Below are 13749 nucleotides of genomic sequence, written 5' to 3' on the forward strand. Positions count from 1 at the left end.
GGGGTCAACTGTTGCACTCGGAACGGCGCCTGTCCAGGGGTTTCGCCGATTTGAGACCTTAGCGCAGCACGAAGCCGTCGCCGAGCGCGTCCGCGGGGTCAAGGAAGAACCGGTGTTCGCCGGTGCGGTACGCGGTGCCCGAGACCTCGGGGACCACCGGCGCGGCGAGCGACGCGACGGCCATCGTGTCGACTGCGGTGCTGGCGGAAGCGCCGACCGGCACTGGCGCGGGGGCCGCCGCCGGGGTCCAGCGTGCCGAGAACTCTGTGTCCACGATGGAGCGGTGCTCGAGGGTCTCGCTCGCGGCGAGTGTGCCGTCGGCCGCGAGCAGCGCAACACGGGCGCCTGTTCCCGAGCCACAGGGAGATCGGTCGACCTCACCGTCAGCGAAGATCGTGATGTTTCGCTGCCGGGGCCCGGCCTCGCTTCTGCCCAGGTCGTCCCAGATGATTGTGCCGTACACGCCGGAGAGGCGCGGGTCCGCGGCGTGCTTCGCCTCGGGGGAGTCATTGAGTGCCCACTTGACCTCGCGGCCGAGCGCGATGAGCTCCGTGTAGTGCGCGGGGTCGACCGACAGTCCGAGGTCTGCCGCCCGGACCGACGCGTAGATTGCGCCGCTAAAGCTGAGGTCGGCGGTGATGTTGCCGCGCGCGGTGGACACGGGTATGGAGCGCGCGATCTCGTGCGAGGGCACGTTGCGGAATGTCGCGCGAACGAGCGCGCCCCCAGCGCGCTCCACGAGGGCCGCCACCCGTCCAGACGGTACGTCGATGCGCACCTCGGTGATCCCGTCGGGGTCTGAATGAACGAGCCCGGTGTCAGTGGCCCATACTCCGAGCGCGATCGTGCCGTGCCCGCACGCCGTCGAGAAGCCATCCTTGTGCCAGAAGAGGACGCCGAAGTGTGCGCCGTCGTCGTTGGGTGGGGTGATGAACCCGCCGTACATATCCGCGTGCCCGCGGGGCTCCTGACAGAGCAGGCGCCGGATCGAGTCCGCACCCGCGGCGTTCGTCATCGCCGCCATGCGACGTTCGCCCACGGTGCCACCGGGAGGAACCGGACCGTTCTCGTGCACAATTCGGAAGGGCTCACCCGCGGTGTGGTAGTCGGTCGTCGCGATGGGAGTCGTGTGGGTGGTCGGCATCATTGCAGAGCGCTCCTCGGGGCAGGGGGGGAACGACCGCGTGGTCGTCGAGTCGATATGTCGTGTGACATGGTACACCCCTGGGTGGTCGACTACAGTAGGGATATGCAGAGCTCTCGCGCCCGGGCGCTCTCGCCGACAGGCGGAGCGCTGTTTGTGCTTCTTGCGGCGGTGCTCTGGGGGACCACGGGCACGGCGGCCGCGTTCGCTCCGAGTGCCGGCCCGATTGCGATCGGCGCGGCCGCCATGGGGATCGGCGGGCTCCTGCAGGCGGCGGTTGCGGTGCCGCAGTTGCGCGCATCTGCGGGGATCCTTCGGTCTCGTGTCCCACTTCTCGCGGTGGGGGCAATTGCAGTGGCGATCTACCCCCTCGCTTTCTATGCGGGGATGCATTTCGCTGGGGTGGCGGTTGGAACCGTCGTCGCGCTCGCGGCAGGGCCTGTCTGCGCCGCGGTGCTCGAGCGTGTCTATGACGGTGCGCGACTTGATGCGCGGTGGCTGGTCAGCGCCGGCTTTGGGGCGCTGGGCATGCTGCTGCTGACTCTGGACGGTGGCGGCTCCGCTCGAGATCATGCGCCGCTGGGGATCCTCCTCGCGCTGCTCGCGGGTCTCAGCTACGCGGTCTATACGTGGGCGGCGCGGCGGCTCATGGCGGCGGGGGTGGGCAGCCGGGCCGCGATGGGGGGCCTGTTTGGCGTTGGAGGGCTGCTGCTCGTTCCCGTGCTTGTCGTAACGGGGGCACCCTTCATTGAGGACTCGCAGAACCTCGCTGTTGGGGCGTACATGGCGCTCGTGCCAATGTTCCTGGGATACCTCTTCTTTGGTGCGGGGCTGCGGAGTGTCACGGCTCGCGCAGCCACCTCACTGACGCTCGCGGAGCCCGCCGTTGCTGCGCTGCTCGCCTGGTGGCTCCTGGGGGAGCGGCTCGGAGTGCTGGGCTTTGCCGGGCTCGCCGCGATCCTCGTGTGCCTGGTGGGTTTGACGCTTCCGCGACGATAAAACATTTACTATATGTAAGATAAACCTCCGCGGACTCAGGGTGAGTCCGGAGTGATGGAGGTTGCAATGACGCAGCACGTTCGTGTTTCGGAAGTATTTGATCGAATTCCGGCGGCCGGTCCGCTTGGTCCGCCGCTGGGAGTATCGGTCTCTGGCGTGCAGCAGACCTGGCTCGAAGAGTTCACCTCGGACGCGGAGCGTGGCATCCACACCGGGTTCTGGCGCTGCGATCCCGGCATCTCGGAATGGGACTTTATCGAGATGGGAGAGGTGATTCATGTGCTCGCCGGGCGGCTCGTTGTCACGGAATCCGGAGGTAGTCCAGTGGAGCTCGGTGTCGGCGATGTTGCCTCGTTTCCGCGCGGCTGGCGCGGCACGTGGGAGATCATGGAGCCGCTCGAGAAGTTCTACGTGATGCTCTGAGGCGAGTTCGATCCCGCGCGCCCGGCGGTGACGTGTGCACAAGCGCACGGCGTTCGCCGGGCGCGTCGTTTCCTTTTCGATGTCATTGACCGAATGCTTGCCCATTAAAACATTCACATGTAGGTTAATTCCAGCTCTCGCCCGCGGGAGTCACTTCACCGTCGACGTACAAGGGAGTACCACGCGACCATGACACACGATAATTCTGTCCTCGAGCACGATGAGGACGCCGCTCACCTGGCGTCGCTCGGCTACTCGTACGACACCACGTTCAAGCGTGAAATGAGTTTCTGGGGCAACGTCTCGCTCGGCTTCACGTACCTGTCCCCGATCGCCGGCATCTACTCGATGTTTGCGATCTCTCTCGGCCAGGCCGGCCCACCCATGGCCTGGGCGCTCGTCATCGCACTGGTGGGGCAGTTCTTCGTCGCCCTGATCTTCGGAGAAGTGGTGTCGAACTACCCGGTTGCCGGCGGTGTCTACCCTTGGTCGCGGCGGCTCTGGGGCCGCAAGTGGGCCTGGATGAACGGCTGGATCTACGTCGTCGCGCTCGTTGGTACGATCGCCGCGGTGTCGTACGGCGCCGCCCCGTTCGTTGCGTCGGTGATTGGGGCTGAGCTGAGTGCCGGTGGCACCGTGCTGGTCGCGCTCGGCACGCTCGTGATTGCGACGATCCTCAACTTCTCAGGTACCCGGGTGCTGAGCCTCGCGGCAACCGTCGGCCTCATCGCGGAGATGATTGGCGCCGTGGTGATCAGCGTGTACCTGTTGCTGTTCCACCGCAAGCACGACTTCTCAATCTTCTTCGACAATCAGGGTATCGGGAATGATGCACCCGGCGGGTATCTCGGGGCATTCGCCGCGGCGGCGCTGATCGGCATGTTTGCCTACTACGGCTTTGAAGCGAACGGGGACGTCGCAGAGGAGATTAAGGATCCGAGTCGCCGTGTGCCGCGCGCCATGCGTATGACGCTCTACATCGGTGGTTTTGCCGCGAACCTGCTGGTGTTCTCGCTCGTGCTGGCGGTGCCGAACTTCCAGGCGGTCGCGAGTGGAGAGTCGGTCGACCCGATCGGCAGCCTGCTGCACGAGGCGTTCGGGCCGATCTTCCCTGTCGTGATGTTCGTCATCGTTGTCGCGTTCCTCTCCTGCATTACGAGTCTGCAGGCCGCGGCAAGCCGGCTGATCTACTCGATGGGCCGCGACGGCTTCCTTCCCGCATCGCAATTCCTGGCGAAGTTCAACGAGCGACGCCACGTGCCGCACAACGCACTGCTCATGGCGGCGCTTTTCCCGGCCGCCGTTGTGCTGTTCTCGCTGCTGCTCGAGAACGCGCTGACCGCAATGGTCGGCTTCGGCACGGTGGGCATCTACATGGGCTTCCAGATGGTGGTGCTCGCGGCGCTCCGTGCGCGGATCATGGGCTGGAAGCCGGCGGGCAAGTTCACTCTGGGCAAGTGGGCATACCCGGTGAACATCATCGCGCTTGCCTGGGGCGTCGCCGCGGTCGTGAACATTCTCTGGCCGCGCCCCACCGGCGGCGGGTGGACCGAGGACTACCTCCTCATCATGACGACCGTCGGTGTGATCGCCGTCGGCTGGATCTACATGCTCGCTTCGAAGGCGTATCAGCGCGGCGACGCGCCCGCCGCAGACGCGAGTGGGCCGATCAAGACGGTCGCGTAGCTCTTCCTGCGCGCGGGTGTGCCCCTGGCTTTTCGGAGTCGGGGGCACACCCGCGTGAACATCGAATGAAAGGACCCCGCATGACAGATCTCGTTGTCGACCCGACCCCGTTCCTTGACACCACGGAGGAGGATCCGGCCGGGCCGCTGATTCCGCTCGTCGTGTCACTCACCTTCCCCGGCATGGATCGTGGCGCCCACGAGCTGCAGGACTCGTTCACTCGGATTGCATTCGACGCGGTGCGCGCTGCGGGAGGTCGGCCGCGCTTGGTCGACTCTGCTGATCCCGGGCGGGAGGGCCAGCGGGAGCTGCTCGAGCAGGCCAGCGGGGTCGTGTTCCTGGGTGGTGGGGACGTTGCCGGGGCGTGCTACGGCTACTTCGGTCCGCCGCCCGCGAATGAGTACGGCGTTGATCGGCGTGCGGACGAGTTCTGTATCGCTGCGATCCGCGAGAGCGTCGCGCGCGATCTGCCGACGCTCGCAATCTGTCGCGGATCGCAACTCCTCGCCGTGGCCTGTGGCGGCACCCTGATCGGCGACATCGAGAACTGGTCGCTGCACCGCGGGCGCTCGCCGCTCTTCATCGATGAGGAGGTGCTGCTCGAGCCGGGATCCGAGATCGCGCGCATCCTGGGGCGCACGCGTGCGATCGTGCGAAACGGGCACCACCAGGCCGTCGCGACGATCGGGCCCGAGCTCCGCGTGAGTGCGCGGGCACACGACGGAATCATTGAGGGCACCGAGCACCGCGCCGCCTCCTGGGTGGTGGGCATGCAGTGGCACCCGGAGGAGCCGGCCGCTGATCCGGTGGACCGGGCGCGGATTTTCGGAGAGCTCGTCACGCGAGCGCGGGATCGGGCGGCGCACTCCGCGTAGGTCCGAACAGGCCACGGGGCCCGAAGTGTGTGTGCTTCGGGCCCCGTGGCCTGTGGCGCCGGCTCGGCCGAGTTCTACCTTCGAGTTCTCCGTTCCGAGCGCCGGCGTGCCGGCGTCGTGCAGCGACCGTTCGATTAGGCTGTGACGCTCGCGGCGTCGAGCACACCGGGCAGCCACTCGAGCGCGACATCGCTCCCGAGGTCCCAGGAGGAAGCGTCATGGCGGCCGTACTCGCCGACGCGCTCCGCGCCCTGGGCGGTGAAGCGGCGATCGATGTGCTCGCTGCCCTGGCTGTAGGTCTCCTCGTAGAACGTATCCCCGAGGCCGAACACGGCGTAGCGCACGCCAGTGAGCTCGGGTGGTGCGGAGTCGAACGCCTCAATGAAGGGGAGCGCCGTGTTGGGCGGATCGCCCTCGCCGTGCGTGGAGCACACGACGAGCACAAATCGCTCGGGGGTGAGGTCCGCCGGATCGAAGTTTTGAAGGTCGAACACCTCGACCTCATCGTGCTCCTCGCGCAGCTTCGCGCCGAGGTCCTCGGCGATCAGCTCGGAGTTGCCGGATTCGGTGCCGTACAAAACAGTGAATTTCACGGGCGGGGTTCCTTTCATGCTGGGGTCCGTGTGTCAGCCGTGCCGCGTGCAATCGCGGCCATCTCGGCGTGGTCGGTGAGTTTCTGTCGCACCCGATCGGGGTGAGCGGAGGCCTGCTCGTGCGCATCAAGGGCGCCCCACTGGGCGAACGTGATGGCCTGCTCGCGCACGTGGGCGGGGAGCGCCGCGAATCCACGCTTCGCCGCGTTGGGTACGAGCATCCCGGCTGCGATATCCGAAACGATCTCATCTGCGACCGCTTTCGCGCACGCCCGGTTTTCGGGGATCGCGCCGTTCGGTCCACGCTTCGCCCAGCCCGTGCGGTAGAGGCCGGGGCGCAGACGCCCACTCTCGGGGGAGGGCGCCGCGCACAGCCGCGCAAGCTCGTCCGCGGGATCGGAGTCGAAGCCGATCGCGGTAAGTACGGCGGTCGCCGGGATGGAGGTCAGGCCGGCGCCGGTCTGCACGTCGACCGCTGTGACGTGGCCATCACCCCGCACCCGCTCGGGCGTCGCACCGAAAATGAGCTGCACATCCGGCCCCGCAGTGGGGATGCGCGTCGGCGCGGTGAGGTCCGTGTACGCGGCGGTGCGAGCCTCTGCGGTGCGGGCCTCTGCGGTGCGGGACTCAGGGGTGCGTGCCTCAGGGGTGCTGCTCGGTGCGTGCTCGGGCGCGCACATCGCGCCGCTCGTCGTGTAGCGCCCGCGCGGGAGAGCGATCAACTCCTTGATCATTTGGGGGTCACCTTTTGATCGCGCCGCGTCCGAACGGCTCAGCACCGTGATGCGCTGCACGGGGTCGGCGAGATAGGCCTCGAGCACGGGGTCGGCGACGTCGCTTGCGGCGTACCCTGAGCGATCCTTCACGAGGAAGCGGAGGAGGTCGAGGGCCACGTTGCCCGCGCCGACGATCACTACATCGCTGCCGAGTGGTGGGAGCGGAGCTGTGCCGGGGTGGGAATTGAGCGCGCGGGTGATCGCGCCGGATCCGATTACCCCGGGGAGGTCGCCGCCCGGCACGGGGAGTGGGCGATCTGCGCTGCGGCCGGTGGCGAGCACCACGGCGTCAAAGCTTCCCTCGAGTTCGGCGAGGGTGACATCGCGGCCGATCGTGATGTCGCCCGCGAAGCGCACTCCCGGGTTCGCGAACAGCCGTTCGAACTGTCGAGTGATCGCCTTGGTGTGCTGGTGATCTGCGGCGACGCCGTAGCGGATGAGCCCGTACGGAGACGCGAGTCGGTCGAACAGGGTGATCTCGCAGTCGGGGAGCGCGCGCAGCAGTGCGCTTGCCAGGTAGCACCCGGCTGGACCACTGCCGACGATGGCAATGTGTGGTGTGGAGGGGGAGGGCATCACAGCTCCTTTGTGTGACAGGGGCTGCCGTTGCGTGCGGCGTTGCACGGCGGCTGCACCCGAGTGTACCCATAAACATGGATCTTGTGAATGATTTATGAACAGCAATTTCATTGAGCTTTGGTGATTGCTGGGAAGTCTTGCAAATTAAATCATTCATCGATAACTTATTTGCTACCGGCTCTTGCAGCGACAGCGCGAGACCACGTTCGACAAAGGAGTACGAATGCCCGGAACACTGGTGGAGACTGATCTGCCCTACCTCGACATCGCCGCCCCAGAGTTTGCGATGAACTCGGAAGCGGTGCGTGACGCCCGCTCGCGGAGCTGGGTCGCACGCACGAACTATGGCTTCGGCGTACTCCGCTACCGCGAAGTCACCGAGCTCCTCAAGCACCCGAGCCTCAATCAGGGCAGCGCACAGTGGCCAGATCATCACGGCGTCCACTCGGGGGTGTTCTACGAATGGTGGGCAAAGAATCTGCTGGTGCTCGAAGGCGATGAGCACCACCGCATTCGGCGCCTGCTCAACCCGGCATTCTCGCCCACGGTGGCGCGCCGGCTGGAGCCCGAGTTTGCTGAGATTGCGCGCGAGCTCATTGACGAGATGATTGCAGCGCAGCAGCGCGGCGATCGCGTGGACTTCGTCGCGGCGTTCGCCGAGCCGTTTGCCACCCGCGCACTCTGCGCCATGCTAGGACTGCCGCATGAGCACTGGCCGTTCATTGCCGACCGGGCGAACACCGTGGGCTATGCGCTCTCCGTTTCGATCAAGGAGGACATTGAGCGCGTTGATGTTGCCGTGCAGGAGCTGTACGACTTTGTCGAGCAGCTGATTGCCGAGCGCCGCGCGGAGCCCGGGCAGGATGTGGTGTCCCGCCTCGTGCAGTTCTCGGAAGACGGCGACAAGCTGAGCGATGCGGAGCTGAGGAACGCGCTCGTGCTCATGCTGTTCGGCGGCATGGACACGACGCGCAACCAGATTGGGCTGATCCTGCAGACGTTCATGCGCAATCCCGAGCAGTGGGAGAAGCTCGCTGCCCGGCCTGCGGAGCTCGCCAAGCCGGCGCTCGAGGAGGGCCTGCGAGTCAACCCGACCACGCGTTGGGTGACGCGCGAGGCGAACGAGGACTTCGAGTACGAGGGCCTCTCGATCGCGAAGGGCACCACAGTGCACCTGTTCACGATGTCGAGTGGCACGGACCCGGCTGCGTTCCCCGACCCCGAGATCGATATCGAGGCCGAGGGCCGCAAGCCTCACCAGACATTTGGCGGGGGAGTACACCACTGCCTTGGGCACTACATCGCCCGCGCCGACATGGGGATCGCGATCCCCATGCTCGCCGAGCGACTGACTGACATCTCGTGCCCCGGCGGCGACGAGTGGCTGCCCGACTCGGGGAACCACGGCCCGATTCGGCTGCCCATTACCTTCACGGTGCGCTAGCAGCGGCAAGCGACGCCTGAGCGTCGCACCCGCACCGGGTTCCCGCGGGAACCCTGGGCAGTGCTGCCCAAACGACCCCTTCCAACGATGAAAGGAACACTTCACCATGTCTGACCCCACTACGGGCGGGAGCTTCGGCGCGGCGCTGCGCGAGATTCTCGCTGACACGACCGCCTTCGCCCGGCACCAGGACGCCAACATGCAGCCGGAGACCGTTGCGGTACTCGGCGAGCGCATCCGGGAAACCGGTGTGAAGTACATCTACTACATGATCCCCACCCTCGGCAGTCGCACGGTCGCCAAGGTGGTTCCCGCGGAGCACTACGAACGGATGCTGCGGAAGGGCATCGCGTTCCACCGCACCGCGCTCACCGATCTGCAAACCAGCCGCGAGGGCGAACTCATCGGCGGCGGTGTTGACGCGCACGAGTTCTGGGGATTGCCCGAACCGGAGACCTTCCAGGTGCTGCCGTGGGACCCGGAGGTCGGACGAATCTTCTGCACGGCCTACGATCCGCCCCAGCTCGGAGAGGGCTCGGGCGGCCTGATCCCGCTCGATACCCGCGCGCTGTTCCGTGCCGCGCACCGCTCGTTCACCGCGCGGACCGGATTTGAGCTCCGATCCGGCCTGGAGCCGGAGATGACCTGGACCGGGCCCGGCATGGACGTGAAGTGCAAGGATGACCAGAGCCCCGCATACCAGGTGGAGAACCTGGAGAAGATGCGGCCGGTGTTCAAAAAGGTGATCAGCTACGCACAAGGACTCGACTTCGCGATGATCCAGGGCGACTACGAGGATGACGGCCAGCTCGAGCTGAACTGGGACTTCGACCGTGCGGAGCTCACCGCTGAGCGCATGACCACCTACCGCCAGATCTGCAAGCAGGTGGCGCGAGAACTCGGGATCCACGCGAGCTTCATGGCGAAGCCATACAACGGCAAGATGGGCAATGGGTGCCATCACAACCTCAGCCTGTGGCGCGGCGACGAGAACGTCATTGAGGACGGCCGGGTGGAGCTGCACGTCACGGAGCCCGCGCGGAACGCGATCGCCGGCATGCTCATGCACACGCCGGGCTCCATGCTGGTCATGGGATCGACGGTCAACTCGTACAAGCGGTACTGGGATGCCGGCCAGTTCGCGCCCTCCGGCGCCGACTGGGGCCTCGACACCCGCGGGGTCGCGGTGCGCATTTCCGCCAACGGGCGAATGGAATACCGCCTGCCCGACGCGAGCGTGAACCCGCACCTCTCGCACCTCTACCTGCTTGCGGCCATCGAGCACGGGCTCGAGCAGAAGCTCGACCCGGGGGAGCCCGGTTCCCTCAACCCCGCACTCGGTGAGGTCGTCGTGCCGAACACGCTTGGCAGCGCAATTGAGGCGTTCGAGGCAGACAGCTACCTCATGGGCGCAATGCCCGAGGAGCTCACACGCATCTTCCTGCAGCTCAAGCGGGACGAGTGGGCGCGCTACTGCGGCCAGATTTCACAGTGGGAATTCGATCAGTACTGGGAGGCAATTCCGTGACCAACACAACTCGCACGCTCCGACTCGCGTGCATTGATTCAGAGGCGTTGCCGCTCTTCTCGAAGAGCCCCGACGGGATCACCCGCGATGGCTACGAGCCCGCCGCTGCCGCGCTCGTCGCCGAGCGACTCGGCGCCACCATCGAGTGGGTGATGCTGCCTTGGGAGGACATGATCCCAGCGGTGCGCCGCGGGGACGCGGACGCGGTGTGGTGTGGCCAGGGCATGACCGAGGAGCGCGCTGCGCTCGTTGACTTCACCCAGCCATACGCCGTGTTCAACGAGACGCTGATTGTGCGCGCTGATGACCCCGCCCGCTCGGTCGACGCGCTCTCCGGATACCGCATTGGCGCCATTGCGCACTCCACCAACATGAAGCTCGCTGAGACCTTCCCCGGTGTCGAACTGGTGAGCTTCGGCGCGAGCGACGACGTGTTCAGCGACATGATTGAGGCCACTCGCTCTGGCGAGATTGACGGCTTTGTTGATGACGATGTGGTGATGATTCCGCTGGGACAGGAGGATCCCGATTTTGTCGAGGCCTTCACCGTGCTGACCGGAAACCGCTGGGGCATCGGCGTCGCGCCTGGCAACGACGCGCTTCGCACAGAGATCGACGCCGCGCTCGCCGCAGTCATCGCCGATGGTTCGCTTGCGCGCGTGTGGCAGCGCTGGATGCCGCTGCTGCCATTCCCCCTGGCACCGGGGGCGTGACTGTGCGCGCGCCACGCATCGCGGTTGCCGGGATGTGGTCGACACAGATCCACGGGCTCCGATTCGACGGCACCGCGGTCGCAACCGCCGTGCTCCGGTCTGTGGTGCGCGCCGGTGGTGAGCCCCTCACGCTGTTCGCGGAGGGGCCCACCGTCGCAAGTGAGCGGCTGCGTGGCATGGACGGGCTGCTGCTCCCTGGTGGATTCGATCTTGACCCTGCGCGTTACGGACAGGCACCGCTGCCCACGACGGTGCGGGCGGACTTCGCGGCGCAGGATCAGTTCGAGGCGGATCTCCTCGCCGCTGCAATCGAGCGTGGGATCCCGGTGCTCGCCATCTGCCGGGGGTTTCAGCTACTCAACGTCGAGTGTGGCGGCACCATGATTCAGGATCTTGCGCCTGACAGCGTGCATCGCAACAGCGTGCACCCGGTCGAGGTGGCGCCAGACTCTGCGCTCGCCACGGCGCTCGGCGTCACCGAGCTCAGCGTGTCCTCGTACCATCACCAGGCGGTCGATACGATCGGGGCAGGGCTTCGCGTCGTGTGTCGCGCGCCAGACGGAGTAGTCGAGGCGCTCGAACACGAGCACGCGGAGCTGATCGCGGTGCAGTGGCACCCCGAGGACACTGCTGCGACGGACTCCACGCAGCAGGCACTGTTTGACTGGTTGGTTGCGCGCGCGGGTGCCGCCGCGGAACAGGAAAGGGTGGTGGTCTGATGGCCGAGAACATTTCGCCGGTGGTGCTCGTCGTCGAGCATCAGGGCAATGCCGGCATCGGCCACTTCGCGGAGCGGCTGAGGGCTCAGGGGCTCACACTGCGCACCGTGGGGCCCGCGACCGGAGCAGGGCTCCCCGCCTCGCTTGACGGCGTGGCCGGGCTCATCGTGCTGGGCGGCTCAATGGGGCCGGGCGACGACGAACGCGCGCCGTGGCTGCCCGCGGCGCGGGCGCTGCTCGCGGAGGGCGTGGCACGTGAGACGCCCACGCTGGGGATCTGCCTGGGTGCGCAACTGCTCACCACCGCCCTCGGCGGCGAGGTGCGGCTCATGGCCGGCGGCCCAGAGGTCGGGCTCGCGAGCGTGTCGTTCCTCGGCGAGGCGGCCGACGATCCGGTGTTTGGCGACCTCGCTGGCGGGGCCGCACCAACCGTGCAGTGGCACTGGCTCGAAGCCGCCGTGCTGCCTGCCGGCGCTCAGCTCCTCGCATCGAATGCGGCCTGTGCGAACCAGGCGTTTCGAGTGGGGTCGATGGCGTGGGGCGTGCAGTTTCACCCGGAGGCGCTCACCGGAACCGCGGAGGACTGGGTGGTTGAGGAGGGAGACGGCCTCACCGAGCTCGGGCTTACCGGCGACTCCGTCGTGCAGACGGTGCGCGCCGCGGAACCCCAGCTGCGCGACATCTGGGGAAGCGTGGCCGAGCGCTTCGCTACCCTCGTGAGAAACGAGCACGCCCGCGCCGAAGAGAACGTGGGCGCGCGTCCTGCCTAGCGCGCGAGCGGCGCTGCGATGAGCAGCGACACCCCGGCGGAGTCCGGCCCGAGCGCGACGCGTTCGGTGCCGGGCGCCTCCGCGGGAACGAATTCGCCGGGCAAGAAGCGGGAGCTATTGCCCAGGATGACGTTGCCGTGGCGCCCAACGAGCGCGAGTGACCGCGCGCTCCGCAGGAGCACCGGGAGCAACTCCTGCTCGAGATCGCTGACCTGGATGTCCGTTCCCACTGCCCCCAGGCGAGCGTCGCCGTGCTGCGCAGGCACTGTGAGCGTCACGACGTACGCCTCGACCCCGAGGTAGTCAACGTACGGGCCCACCAGCGCGGGCACGCCGTGGTGGAACGCGCGAATGAACCACTCGTGGTGTTCGTAGTCGTAGTAGCGGTCCCCACCGGGGACGACCCCGAACGAGTACCGCGCGAAGCGCGCCTCGTCCTCGCGCACCCACCACTCCAGGTGCCCGTTCTCGGTGTCGAGCGCGGAGCGCGCGAAGATGACACCGCAGCCATCCAACACGGGGTGGTCGGCAAGCGCGCGAACCGCAACCGCTTTCATGCGTCGGCGCGTGGACTCGGTGAGCTCGAGCCGACGGTGTTCGTCGAGCTTCAGCGCCGCGATCATCTCACCAGCGAGCACCTCCAGGTGCGCGAAGCGCGCGGAGAACCACGCCGAGATCTCCGCGGTGATCGCGGCGATCTCCTCGCTGAGGCCCGTGCTCAGCGTGATATCGGCTGATGTGCCCAGTTCCGCGCTCATGCGGTTCCCTCCCGCCGGCCAAGCGTGAACTTGCCCTCGATGATCAACCGCATGTTTTCGCGCACGTGCTCGACCGCGAGGCGCTGCGCCTCCTCGGGCTGGCGCTGCTCGATCGCCATGACGATCGCGAGGTGTTCGGAGAACGCGAGCTGCGTGGACGCGCTGCAGATCTCCTCGCACCACAGAAACGGCGAGAGCTCAGACTGCAAGCGCTGCTCCGCTGCAAGGAGTCGCTGTGAGTGGCTTTGCACCGCCACCTCGAAGTGGAACCGACTGTCCGCGAGCGCCCGTGCGTGACCGGCCGGAGCCTCACGCGCCTCGAACGCGAACTCTGCGAGACGCGTCCGCATGCCGGGCACCGCGCGCTCCGCGGCCAGCCGCGCGGCCATTCCTGACACGGCGGCGTGCTCGTCGAAGAAGTCGCGCAGCGCGACCGTGCTGATCTGACGCAGCGCGGCGATCAGCGTTTCAGGGGAGGGGAACGGCGCCTGCACCACGAAGGTGCCACCGTTTCTGCCCCGCCGAGTCTCGACGACACCCTGCTCCCGCAGCGCGGCGAGCGCCTTGCGCAGCGTGGCAACGGCGACGCCGAACTGGCTCGCCAGTTCGGCCTCCGGGGGGAGACGCTCGCCCACGCTCAGCATGCCGAGCGAGATGGCGGTTGCGATCCGCTGGGCGATCCCGTCCCCCTGCGGCAGCGACACGGAGTCGGTGCCGCGAGGGGACGGGTCACTCAAGAGCG

General features: G+C 67.0%; 14 protein-coding genes. 9 read left to right on the top strand and 5 right to left on the bottom strand.

Annotated elements, in window-relative coordinates; genetic code table 11:
• Positions 1 to 58: 58 nt before the first annotated feature.
• Positions 59 to 1147, bottom strand: a complete 1089-nt coding sequence (locus tag D3226_RS04030) for a proline racemase family protein (RefSeq protein ID WP_237462220.1) — start codon at positions 1145 to 1147, stop codon at positions 59 to 61.
• Between the two features lie 102 nt (positions 1148 to 1249).
• Between D3226_RS04030 and D3226_RS04035 the strand changes: the two genes are divergently transcribed.
• The 4 genes from D3226_RS04035 (at position 1250) to D3226_RS04050 (ending at position 5127) form a co-directional block, all read left to right on the top strand.
• A complete protein-coding gene (locus tag D3226_RS04035; protein WP_202381084.1) occupies positions 1250 to 2143 on the top strand; it encodes a DMT family transporter in 894 nt (297 codons plus the stop codon).
• Positions 2144 to 2209: 66 nt separating this feature from the next.
• A complete protein-coding gene (locus tag D3226_RS04040) occupies positions 2210 to 2566 on the top strand; it encodes a cupin domain-containing protein (protein ID WP_202381085.1) in 357 nt (118 codons plus the stop codon).
• Between the two features lie 189 nt (positions 2567 to 2755).
• A complete protein-coding gene (locus D3226_RS04045) occupies positions 2756 to 4252 on the top strand; it encodes an APC family permease (protein ID WP_202381086.1) in 1497 nt (498 codons plus the stop codon).
• 80 nt (positions 4253 to 4332) lie between these two features.
• Positions 4333 to 5127, top strand: a complete 795-nt coding sequence (locus tag D3226_RS04050; protein WP_202381087.1) for a gamma-glutamyl-gamma-aminobutyrate hydrolase family protein — start codon at positions 4333 to 4335, stop codon at positions 5125 to 5127.
• Between the two features lie 134 nt (positions 5128 to 5261).
• Here the strand turns inward: D3226_RS04050 and D3226_RS04055 are convergent, their stop codons facing one another.
• Positions 5262 to 5720: a flavodoxin domain-containing protein gene (locus tag D3226_RS04055; RefSeq protein ID WP_202381088.1), complete on the bottom strand. Its 459-nt coding sequence runs from the start codon at positions 5718 to 5720 to the stop codon at positions 5262 to 5264.
• 14 nt (positions 5721 to 5734) lie between these two features.
• The gene (locus D3226_RS04060) at positions 5735 to 7072 is read right to left on the bottom strand and encodes an FAD-dependent oxidoreductase (protein WP_202381089.1); all 1338 of its coding nucleotides are present in this window, start codon (positions 7070 to 7072) and stop codon (positions 5735 to 5737) included.
• A gap of 226 nt (positions 7073 to 7298) precedes the next feature.
• Between D3226_RS04060 and D3226_RS04065 the strand changes: the two genes are divergently transcribed.
• The 5 genes from D3226_RS04065 to D3226_RS04085 all read left to right on the top strand — a co-directional run bounded on the left by D3226_RS04065 (position 7299) and on the right by D3226_RS04085 (position 12249).
• The gene (locus D3226_RS04065; RefSeq protein WP_202381090.1) at positions 7299 to 8519 is read left to right on the top strand and encodes a cytochrome P450; all 1221 of its coding nucleotides are present in this window, start codon (positions 7299 to 7301) and stop codon (positions 8517 to 8519) included.
• A 106-nt stretch (positions 8520 to 8625) separates the two neighbouring features.
• A complete protein-coding gene (locus D3226_RS04070) occupies positions 8626 to 10047 on the top strand; it encodes a glutamine synthetase family protein (protein WP_202381091.1) in 1422 nt (473 codons plus the stop codon).
• The gene (locus tag D3226_RS04075) at positions 10044 to 10760 is read left to right on the top strand and encodes a substrate-binding periplasmic protein (RefSeq protein ID WP_337248890.1); all 717 of its coding nucleotides are present in this window, start codon (positions 10044 to 10046) and stop codon (positions 10758 to 10760) included. Before D3226_RS04070 ends, D3226_RS04075 begins: the two co-directional genes overlap by 4 nt.
• A gap of 2 nt (positions 10761 to 10762) precedes the next feature.
• The gene (locus tag D3226_RS04080) at positions 10763 to 11479 is read left to right on the top strand and encodes a gamma-glutamyl-gamma-aminobutyrate hydrolase family protein (RefSeq protein ID WP_337248891.1); all 717 of its coding nucleotides are present in this window, start codon (positions 10763 to 10765) and stop codon (positions 11477 to 11479) included.
• A complete protein-coding gene (locus D3226_RS04085) occupies positions 11479 to 12249 on the top strand; it encodes a type 1 glutamine amidotransferase (RefSeq protein ID WP_237462221.1) in 771 nt (256 codons plus the stop codon). Before D3226_RS04080 ends, D3226_RS04085 begins: the two co-directional genes overlap by 1 nt.
• Here the strand turns inward: D3226_RS04085 and D3226_RS04090 are convergent.
• Both D3226_RS04090 and D3226_RS04095 read right to left on the bottom strand, forming a co-directional pair.
• Positions 12246 to 13007, bottom strand: coding sequence for a PDC sensor domain-containing protein (locus D3226_RS04090; RefSeq protein WP_237462222.1), 762 nt, complete (start codon positions 13005 to 13007; stop codon positions 12246 to 12248). The genes D3226_RS04085 and D3226_RS04090 overlap by 4 nt on opposite strands.
• Positions 13004 to 13744: a FadR/GntR family transcriptional regulator gene (locus D3226_RS04095; protein ID WP_237462224.1), complete on the bottom strand. Its 741-nt coding sequence runs from the start codon at positions 13742 to 13744 to the stop codon at positions 13004 to 13006. Before D3226_RS04095 ends, D3226_RS04090 begins: the two co-directional genes overlap by 4 nt.
• Positions 13745 to 13749 lie beyond the last annotated feature (5 nt).

It is taken from the genome of Leucobacter chromiireducens subsp. chromiireducens, assembly GCF_016758255.1.
GTDB lineage: Bacteria > Actinomycetota > Actinomycetes > Actinomycetales > Microbacteriaceae > Leucobacter > Leucobacter chromiireducens.

Coding starts and splice junctions, on each gene's coding strand:
- D3226_RS04030 (WP_237462220.1), bottom strand. CDS start 1,147: ATGATGCCGACCACCCACACGACTCCCATCGCGACGACCGACTACCAC.
- D3226_RS04035 (WP_202381084.1), top strand. CDS start 1,250: ATGCAGAGCTCTCGCGCCCGGGCGCTCTCGCCGACAGGCGGAGCGCTG.
- D3226_RS04040 (WP_202381085.1), top strand. CDS start 2,210: ATGACGCAGCACGTTCGTGTTTCGGAAGTATTTGATCGAATTCCGGCG.
- D3226_RS04045 (WP_202381086.1), top strand. CDS start 2,756: ATGACACACGATAATTCTGTCCTCGAGCACGATGAGGACGCCGCTCAC.
- D3226_RS04050 (WP_202381087.1), top strand. CDS start 4,333: ATGACAGATCTCGTTGTCGACCCGACCCCGTTCCTTGACACCACGGAG.
- D3226_RS04060 (WP_202381089.1), bottom strand. CDS start 7,072: ATGCCCTCCCCCTCCACACCACACATTGCCATCGTCGGCAGTGGTCCA.
- D3226_RS04065 (WP_202381090.1), top strand. CDS start 7,299: ATGCCCGGAACACTGGTGGAGACTGATCTGCCCTACCTCGACATCGCC.
- D3226_RS04070 (WP_202381091.1), top strand. CDS start 8,626: ATGTCTGACCCCACTACGGGCGGGAGCTTCGGCGCGGCGCTGCGCGAG.
- D3226_RS04085 (WP_237462221.1), top strand. CDS start 11,479: ATGGCCGAGAACATTTCGCCGGTGGTGCTCGTCGTCGAGCATCAGGGC.
- D3226_RS04090 (WP_237462222.1), bottom strand. CDS start 13,007: ATGAGCGCGGAACTGGGCACATCAGCCGATATCACGCTGAGCACGGGC.